Origin of the sequence: Coleofasciculus sp. (assembly GCF_046539235.1) — a bacterium.
Taxonomy (GTDB): Bacteria; Cyanobacteriota; Cyanobacteriia; order Cyanobacteriales; family Coleofasciculaceae; genus Coleofasciculus.
Window position 1 is genome coordinate 1 of record NZ_JBKHHI010000294.1, and the last position, 8,575, is coordinate 8,575.

The 8,575-nt window shown below is 44.9% G+C and carries 10 protein-coding genes and 1 pseudogene; 5 read left to right on the plus strand and 6 right to left on the minus strand.

The features are described 5' to 3' along the window. Positions 1–104 (plus strand): annotated as a pseudogene (locus ACLFWI_RS21635) (S-formylglutathione hydrolase); the annotation flags it as partial. A 404-nt stretch (positions 105–508) separates the two neighbouring features. On the opposite strand, the gene ACLFWI_RS21640 reads toward ACLFWI_RS21635, so the two are convergent. After that, positions 509–2,017: a UbiD family decarboxylase gene (locus ACLFWI_RS21640; protein ID WP_446414631.1), complete on the minus strand. Its 1,509-nt coding sequence runs from the start codon at positions 2,015–2,017 to the stop codon at positions 509–511. Positions 2,018–2,089: 72 nt separating this feature from the next. Between ACLFWI_RS21640 and ACLFWI_RS21645 the strand changes: the two genes are divergently transcribed. The 3 genes from ACLFWI_RS21645 (at position 2,090) to ACLFWI_RS21655 (ending at position 5,264) form a co-directional block, all read left to right on the plus strand. Further along, positions 2,090–3,799 carry an NYN domain-containing protein gene (locus ACLFWI_RS21645; protein ID WP_446414632.1) on the plus strand — a complete coding sequence of 570 codons (1,710 nt, stop codon included), beginning with the start codon at positions 2,090–2,092 and terminating at the stop codon, positions 3,797–3,799. A 134-nt stretch (positions 3,800–3,933) separates the two neighbouring features. Then, entirely contained in the window at positions 3,934–4,632 is a 699-nt protein-coding gene (locus tag ACLFWI_RS21650; RefSeq protein ID WP_446407040.1) for a MotA/TolQ/ExbB proton channel family protein, read from the plus strand. 389 nt (positions 4,633–5,021) lie between these two features. Next, a complete protein-coding gene (locus ACLFWI_RS21655) occupies positions 5,022–5,264 on the plus strand; it encodes a hypothetical protein (protein WP_446414633.1) in 243 nt (80 codons plus the stop codon). Positions 5,265–5,368: 104 nt separating this feature from the next. Here ACLFWI_RS21655 and ACLFWI_RS21660 read toward each other — a convergent pair whose 3' ends face one another. The 4 genes from ACLFWI_RS21660 to ACLFWI_RS21675 are packed head-to-tail and all read right to left on the minus strand — an operon-like array spanning position 5,369 to position 7,787. After that, positions 5,369–6,115, minus strand: coding sequence for a 4'-phosphopantetheinyl transferase family protein (locus ACLFWI_RS21660; protein WP_446414634.1), 747 nt, complete (start codon positions 6,113–6,115; stop codon positions 5,369–5,371). A gap of 3 nt (positions 6,116–6,118) precedes the next feature. Continuing rightward, the gene (locus tag ACLFWI_RS21665; protein WP_446407037.1) at positions 6,119–6,463 is read right to left on the minus strand and encodes a DUF4870 domain-containing protein; all 345 of its coding nucleotides are present in this window, start codon (positions 6,461–6,463) and stop codon (positions 6,119–6,121) included. Between the two features lie 16 nt (positions 6,464–6,479). Continuing rightward, the gene (locus tag ACLFWI_RS21670; protein ID WP_446414635.1) at positions 6,480–7,583 is read right to left on the minus strand and encodes a YegS/Rv2252/BmrU family lipid kinase; all 1,104 of its coding nucleotides are present in this window, start codon (positions 7,581–7,583) and stop codon (positions 6,480–6,482) included. Between the two features lie 12 nt (positions 7,584–7,595). Then, positions 7,596–7,787, minus strand: a complete 192-nt coding sequence (locus tag ACLFWI_RS21675) for a hypothetical protein (protein ID WP_446414636.1) — start codon at positions 7,785–7,787, stop codon at positions 7,596–7,598. A gap of 227 nt (positions 7,788–8,014) precedes the next feature. On the opposite strand from ACLFWI_RS21675, the gene ACLFWI_RS21680 reads away from it, so the two are divergent. Then, entirely contained in the window at positions 8,015–8,227 is a 213-nt protein-coding gene (locus ACLFWI_RS21680; RefSeq protein WP_446414637.1) for a hypothetical protein, read from the plus strand. 63 nt (positions 8,228–8,290) lie between these two features. On the opposite strand, the gene ACLFWI_RS21685 is transcribed toward ACLFWI_RS21680, so the two are convergent. Beyond that, positions 8,291–8,575: DUF3226 domain-containing protein (locus ACLFWI_RS21685; protein WP_446414638.1), on the minus strand; the 285-nt coding region annotated here is incomplete at its 5' end.

The following is an 8,575-nucleotide window of genomic DNA, read 5'->3' on the forward strand; positions in this document are numbered from 1 at the left end:
CACTACGCTTCCAGGAAGGGTATAATCACAGCTATTATTTCATTTCCTCGTTTGTTGAAGACCATATTCATCATCACGCCATGGCGTTGAAGCTAGAGGATTAATATATAGCGGTTTCCGCTGCAATAGGGTACGATATCAATCTCCAATATCTGAGAAAGTAGTTTCTTCATTGCTCTTTTTGACCCAGATGCAACTAAACCCGCCCCGATTAATCCTTCGCTTCAGTCTAAGACATGGCGCGTGACCCTTCACTTGGGAAAGAGGGCATGGTTTTGACTTAAATTTGGCTTTCTTTGATTAACTCTTTGGCTGTATTGGCGAGTTTTCTGGCTAAAGTAGAATCACCTTGTTTATCAGCAATAACTGCCATGGCTTAAAGAACCTCCGCATTCGTAATGCCGCGTTCCTGCATTGCTTGTACTTCATTTTCCAGGTCTTGGGCTGAGGGTTTGTTGGCTTTTTTGGGTTCGGTCAAGGGTTATCTCCTAATCACTTACAAATTTGTTCACCGCAGATCATAGCCAAACAGATTCGGATTAACCTCTCCTAATTCCAAATCATCTAAGCCATACTCAAGCCAGCGCCGATCAACCATAGCGGCGACATCCGCATCGGATTCCAATGGCGCCCCCCATTCATGTTCAGTTTCGGGAGGAATTTTAGTCGTTGCATCAATCCCCATGCGTCCGCCTAAACCAATCTTTTCACTGGCAAAATCTAAGCTATCAAAGGGCGTATTGGGCAGAATAAAGACATCTCGCGTCGGGTCTACTTTGGAACTAATTGCCCACACCACTTGACGCGGATCACGGATATTAATATCTTTATCCACAACAATCACAAATTTGGTGTAGGTAAATTGGGGTAAGGCACTCCAAAACGCTAAAGCTGCCCGTCTGGCTTGTCCGGGATAGGCTTTATCAATGGAAATAATCGCGGCTTTGTAACTGAGGGCTTCCATGGGGAGGAAGAAGTCCACAATCTCGGAGACCTGTTGTCGTAAAATTGGCGTATAAATCCGATTGAGTGCGATCGCCATCATTGCTTCTTCCTTGGGGGGACGCCCACTGAAGGTGGTAAGATAAATTGGGTCTTGGCGATGGGTCATGCAGTGGAAGTGAATCACTGGGGAATCTTCGACGCCGCCGTAATACCCCATGTGATCACCAAAGGGTCCATCAGGTAATACTTCCCCTGGTGTGATTGTCCCTTCTAAGACAAACTCGGAATCAGCCGGGACTTGTAAATCTAACGTCTTACACTTTGCCAGTTGCACCCCTGAACCGCCGTAGAGTCCCGCAAACAGCCATTCAGAAAGGTCTACGGGAATTGGCGTGGCGGCTGCCATAATAATTAAAGGATCAACCCCTAACGCGATCGCAATTTCTAGTTTCTTGCCATTCTGCGCCGCTTTGCGTAGGTGTCTCGCCCCACCCCGTACTGATAACCAATGAACACTCATGGTATTCCGGGATTGGAGTTGCAGACGGTACACACCCACATTCGGAGTACCCGTTTCACAATCTTTGGTAATCACCAACCCCAAGGTAATAATTTTGCCCGCATCCCCTGGATAAGGACGAATTAGGGGCAGTTTATTTAAATCTAGGGAGTCTCCTTCCACCACCACTTGCTGACAGGCGGGGAAAAAATCGCGTCCCGGTTTGGCTTTGACGACATCAAATAAAATCTTGCCAAACTCCACCGCCTGGGAAATTTTCTTCGGTGGTTTCGGCTGTTGCAGCATTCCCAGCTTTTTTCCCAATGTTTCCAACTCTTGGGGATTGTCCCGATTCATCGCCCAACACACCCGTTCCTCGGTTCCCATCAGGTTGATGGCGACGGGAAAGGATGAACCCTTGACATTCTCAAATAATAGTCCGGGTCCCCCCGCCTGTAGCATCCGATTGGATATCTCGGCAATTTCTAAATCTGGGTCAACCAACGCCGTAATCCGGCGTAATTGTCCCCGTTCCTCTAAAAGCTGGATGAATGCCCGTAGATCTCTCGCCATAGTTAAGATGTGTAAAGCTTTTTCTTTCTTTTATTATGGACGCATACACCATCCTCCGTGCTACTTTGTGATATGTCCGATCCGTCCAATGCGCCATTGGTAACTGATACAGCAATTATTGATCAAATTTGCGATCGCGTTTACCACATCGTCCTGGATATCCAACAGCAGCATCCGGAACTCCTCAAAGAAAAGTATAGGACGACTCCTTGGTGTAACCCGCACAATCAATCTGTCTTGATCACAAAACTAAAAGCTAGACTGACTCAAGCTGAGGACAAGGAAACCAAACTGATCAATCTACGGCGTTTCCTGGAAATTTTACTCCTTCCCAGCTATTTTACCCAACCCAGTTTTGGTGAATTGACTCAAACTCTACAATCCTCAATTCCCCCAAATTCCCCATCGCCGTCGCCGGAATTGGTCAGTTCAGATAGTTCTGACGCTTTACCCTCTCCGGCTTCAGTCACCAATGATTCCCCAGGTATTGCCATTCTTTTACTAGACGCCGAGAACTTACAACTGGATGTCGAAACTGAAAAATTCCTGGCGAAACTCTGTACCTATCCGATTCAAATTAAAGTTGCCTTTGCCAATTGGCGCAGTTTAGGCAAAAAAGACGCAGACTTCCACAGTCGTGGGTATGAACTGATTCACGTTCCACCGGGTAAAGATAGTGCCGATATGAAAATGGCAACAGTGGGATCATCAATCTTTATCCATTATCCCAATGCTAGAGAAATATTAGTTTGCTCATCGGATGGAGTGATGACGCATCTTTGTAATACGCTTCAGACTCATGGTTTTACCGTGTACTTAGTTCGCAAACAAGGAGATACGATCACTGTTTTAAATAGTAACACTAACCAAATTCAACTGCATTCCCTGAATCCACCCCCGGAAATTCCTGGTCTGGAAGAATTTATTAATCAAGTTAAAGCGATTATTAGACTAGAACAAACTCGCACCGGAAATCTTTGGATTAAACTGTCTCAGGTTTGTACTTTATTTTGCCGCCATTACCAAACAACGATGAGTCATTTAGTCTCATTTAACTGTCCCGGCAAAACAGTGCAAGATTTTTTTCGCGATTATCCAAAGGAGTTTGTGTTACATGACTTACCGGAACAGTCAGAGTTATATGTAACCTTGTTTGAAAGAGACCCTTCAGTGGTCACTCCTAATTCCAATGCCTTGCCTGAATCTCCAGCTTTAGATAGTTCTTTAAATACAATGATTCGATCTAAGGTTGAGTTAGAACAGGAATTAGCTATAATCGTGAAAAGCCTCATGGCTGATTCGGGTAAAACCTCTGTGCCCATTTCCCATGTTGGCATGGAATTTCGCCAACAGCATAAGCAATCAATTAATCATCGCCTTAAAGAATTAAGCCTTGGCAGTAAACTTATAAAATTTTTGCAAGACTGTAATTTATTTCAAGTCAAAAAATCTGGAAAGATTTATATTGTCACAATCAGTAACCCAGGAAACCCAGAAAGCCAAAAAGAAATCCAATCGACTCAATCCTCTATCAATTCAGTCAAAACCTTAGAGAAAATCCTCAAAGAAATGATAGAAGGAATGATGAAAAAATTAGGAACGGATGACATATCGGTCAACGAGCTAAAAAAAGAATTTCAAACTCGGTATAATAAAACAGCCGATACCTGTGTAAAAAGATTTCAACCCAAGTCGAGTTTAATTAAATTCTTACGCAACCGTCCAACTGTGTTTAGTTTGATCTTTATTGACAAGGAGTATCGAGTCGCGATCGCGAAATAGTTAAACTGAAGATAAATCCCCTCCCCGAGTCTGTCAGGGATATAGTTCCTTAGGTGTTGGACAATAAGTCTGTACCGTTATAGGATAAAAATTACCAGGGTTAATTTTGCGGAATTAGTCTAAGAGTTTCTTAAATGACAAGAGTTTATGATTTATTAATCCAAGGCGGTTTGGTCATGCTGCCCCTGCTGGGATTATCTATATTAACGATATCCTGTGGGCTAGACCGGGCTTGGTTTTGGTTTCGATTATTACGCCAAGAAGCTACTCTGGTGAACGATGTGCTAGCGGCGGCACACTATAATTTAGAACAGGCTAGAGATATAGCTGAATCGGCTCAAAACTTGCCCATTGGTCGCTTTCTCTATGCACCCCTAAAGCTGAAACAGCCAACACCAGAAACCTTTCGTTTAGCCATGGAAGCCGCTGGTGATAAAGAATTAATCAAAATGCGAAAAGGTGAAAAACTATTAGAAACTATTGTAGCGGTTGCCCCTCTATTGGGTCTATTGGGAACGGTTACGGGTTTGATTAGTACATTCAATAACCTTAAAATTGGTGGGGGTGGGACAACCGTTGAGGCGACAAAAGTAGCTGGGGGTATTGGTGAAGCGCTAATTACTACAGCAGCGGGTATGATTGTGGCAATTATTGCCCTATTAATCCTGCGAACTATCGTCACATTAAACTCCCAACAAATGGACTACTTTGCGGAAGTTGGGAGTGAATTAGAACTCATTTATCGCCAGGTTTGGTATGAATCCCCCCTCACCCCCTCACCCTCTCACCCTCTCACCCCCTCACCCCATCTCCCTGGGAACCCTGGCGACTAGCAAGGTATTGCTGATTTTTATCTCCCCACGCATTTCATCAAAACTTTACTTAAAGCGCCAGGTTGAAGGTGTGATGCTTTACATAACTTTAGTTAGGGTATTGAATGAAAGCCAAGTTGTGAGTATTTAGGGCTTGGCATCAACAAGGAACTAACGCAGGAAACGGGGTGTAGTCAAAACGTGTAGCCTTCCGCACAATCATTCAGTCTCTACAGATAAAGGAATGCGTAAGTTCTGGACAAGTTTTTGTAAAGGTTGCTGAAATCAAGGTAATCGCTCTGAATGTACCAGTAGAGATTGAGCCGCTAACAATGATGGTACTGCTCGAAACACCAATCTTCGAGACAGAAGGCAAAATCTCAACCACCGATCACAGGAGCCTAAAACCGATGAATAGGCATAAGCAGTGGAAAAAGGCATTTTTCAAAGTGACGACTTGGGTTTTATCTGAGATTGTCTTAAATGTGTTGGGATTGGATGATCTGGCTGACTATAGTGAATTTATTTTCGATCCAGAGGTTATCGTCTCTCAACATCATTCTGTAATTCTAGTGGCTCCCCCTCACCCGCGACAAGTTGAGCAAAACTCGCTGTTTGGTCAAAAAATCTGCGATCGCGTCGAAATAGTTTAAGTCATTTGTCCTTCGTTTATGTCCTTTGCCTTACCCTAAATGGTGTAAGGGTACGATAATATCGTGTCCCTACAGGTCGCTTGATTCAAGAGTTGTCCAGGAACTTAATGTTCAAACTCAAGACATTTGATCTGCCAATTCTGCCCGAATACCGCCACAGCCGCCACATAATCCGATGCTGGGGTGAGGGGAAAAAGTAACCAATGAGACGCCGCGTTGGAGTTTCCAGCAATACTCAGCAATTTAGCCGATTCTCCTGGCATCAGAGAGACTTCAATTTCTGATAACTTGGCTAACCCATCACCTGTCGCCTTTAAATAGGCTTCCTTCCTTGTCCAACCATTGAAAAAAGCTGTTTGTTGCTGATCCCCAGCCAGAGTCCGAATTGCTGCATATTCTCTTGGTGTAAAGAAACGTTGTGCTAGTTTCTCAGCATCGGGCATCGGACGCCTATATTCAAGATCGATCCCCAGTTTAAGGGTTGAGGATAGAGCATACAAGGCTAATCCATGAGAATGAGATAGATTAAAACCCAGTGTTTGATTGGGGTTGCTCGTTGCGAGAGTGGGTTTGCCACGGGAACTATAGTCAAACTGGATTTGATTAGGCGGTTGGTTTAAATAGCGACCCAAGATTGTCCGTAAAATCCCCCGACCTGCAATAAAATGGTTGCGATCGCGCTCAAAGTAGAATCGCTTTGCCCGTTGTTGTTCATCTGGGGAAAGGAGTTGTGCGAATCTCTCTATCTGTGCGATCGGTTGATTCAGATCCGCCCGCCAGACATGGATCTCCTGGGTAGAGAGGACTAAGGTAGAGGGTGGAGGATACCAAAGACGTTTCCCAGTGGTCATCACCTACACCAATCTAAAAATAAAAGGATAGCGGTAGGGTTGGTTAGGATCATCCAGAACCTTGATCACAGCAAGAATCGGCATGATCAGACTGACGATGCCCAAAAGAATCAGTAAGGGGATGCCAATTGCGACAGCGATTAGCAGGATAAAAATAAAAGCATAGATATAGAGATTAATATAAAAATTTAGCGCTTCTTTAGCATTTGCCTTAACAATCGGATCATCCGTCACCAACAAAATCACAATCGGGATCGCAACCGATAAAATCGCTGAACTCAACAATATCGAGCCATGGCACAGGGCGGATAAAAGTTTGCGTTGATCGAGATCATGCTGATTACTCATCAGTAACTCCTAATATTCACTCTGGTTCACTAACGGGTGGTTGTTCATCCACAGGCTGGGATACTTCCAGGGGAGCAATGACGGTTAATCCCTGGGGAATACATTCAATCGTGACTGGAGTGGTGCCAATAATTTCCCCATCAACAACCACTTTTTGGGGAGGGTTAGTGTTGACCTTAATTTGTCCCGTCCGTAAACAAATTGTATCCTCTCGACGGGCGGCTCGCCGCATCAATGCTGCACCGAGTAAATCCGCGATCGCATCCATGGCTTCGATTTTGGTGTTTTGGGTGTTAATCGTGACTTCCAATAACCCATCATTGGCAATCACTTGTCCCATCCCCTGTGCCATTAGAGAGGTTGGCGGTGCAGCATTGGCGATGGTAATGGCGGCGGCTTGACATTGACTGGTAATCCCGGCAATCTCTAATTCTGCTTCAAATACATTATGTTCGTTGAGTTGCTGCATCCCTGCCAAAATATAAGCTAAGACGCCCAAGCGTTTTTTTGCTTCTCGATCCGCTCGTTCTACGGTTTCGGCTTCAAAGCCAATCCCAGTCAGCAAAATCATCGGATGCTGATTGCACCGTGCGGCATCAACCACCCGGGTAATACCTGATAATATCAGTTCACAAGCGGCGCGAATAGTTGTGGGAATCCCTAACGCCACCGCAAAGGCATTGGCTGTGCCTCTGGCGATGATCCCCAAGGGAATCTGGCTACCAATCAAAGTACCCGCCACAGCGGATACTGTGCCATCTCCACCCGACGCGATAATCAGATCTGCACCGGATGCGATCGCCTCTTGCGCCAACTCTGCTGAAGAGCGATCGGGCGTCGTTAGGTGAATATCTAGATGCAATTGGGGCTTTAAAAGCTGCTGAATCAGCGTTAAATCCTTCTCGGCGTTGCCTTGACCCGAAACGGGGTTAAAAATCAGGTAAGCAAAGCGATTTTTGGCAAAATTGGCGATAATTGCTTCAGCCGTGGCAAGATTAGTAGCCAGAGGGACGTTGTGAACGTTACAGATGCGTAATAATGCCTGAATGTCTGGTTCATGGGGTTGAGCATACAGGGGATCGATGAAGAAAATCACCGCAATCACCTGGCCTGTCGCCACTTCCGCCGCGATTTAGGCATCTCCGCCCAAGGGACCCGACAATAGACACTCAACCTCTAACTTACTCCGGTCGTGAATGCGTTGTCCGGTGGTTCCAGTGGCGATTAAACGGTAACGGGAGAGGATGGGGGTGTATTGTTTGGCAAAGTTAGCAATATCGTCTTTTTTGCGATCGTGGGCAATTAAAGCAATGGTTGGGGACATAATGGGACGGGGGAATTCTCATCTTAGTTTAAAAGGAATTGGCGCAGTTGGTTTTGTAGTAGCCACTTTAGTGGCAGAAGCGAAGACAGCGCTGACTACAAACAGTCAGATGAGTCTATCGGGGGAATCAGCCGCACTACATTTGACTTTACGCTGTTAGGCATCATACAGTCTTATCCAGCAAACTACGATTCGATTTCGTGTGAAAGTCCAATCGAGGAACTCTTATGCTTAGAAAAGTTATTGACTCGGATCAAAATACGCTTTATGGGGTTTATTATACGGTTTATGGGTCACTGGCTGGTGATGATCAATTAGTGAGGTCTTACCTCTGGGCTGGTCCTTATGATGACATGAAAGCTGCTATCAATAAAGCTCAAGAACTGAGACATTCCCATCAAGAGGATGTGTCATTTATTGTGAAAAAGTATGTTGAGTGAAAGACTCAGACAGTAATGTCTCCGATGGCGATAATCAGGGGTAAGTCCTGAAAAATTGTAAAATTACAGATCGTACAACTTTTTCAACCAAGTCATAAACGGTTGAGCTTGGGGATGCTGGGGATTCAAAATATGCTCCATGATAGCATTATGCAATTGTCGTCCGGGTGGATTTTGCCACGCTAGCCAGGTGTAGATATTCGCTTTATCAAAATGAGCATCTATAAAGGGTACGCCTCTATGTTTGGCTTCTGTTACAACGTCTTGGGCGTATTGCCAAAATGGTTCACTCTCATTGGGTATCATGTAGGCTAAAAATGTCTCCAACATTCCGCGCTTTTGGTTATC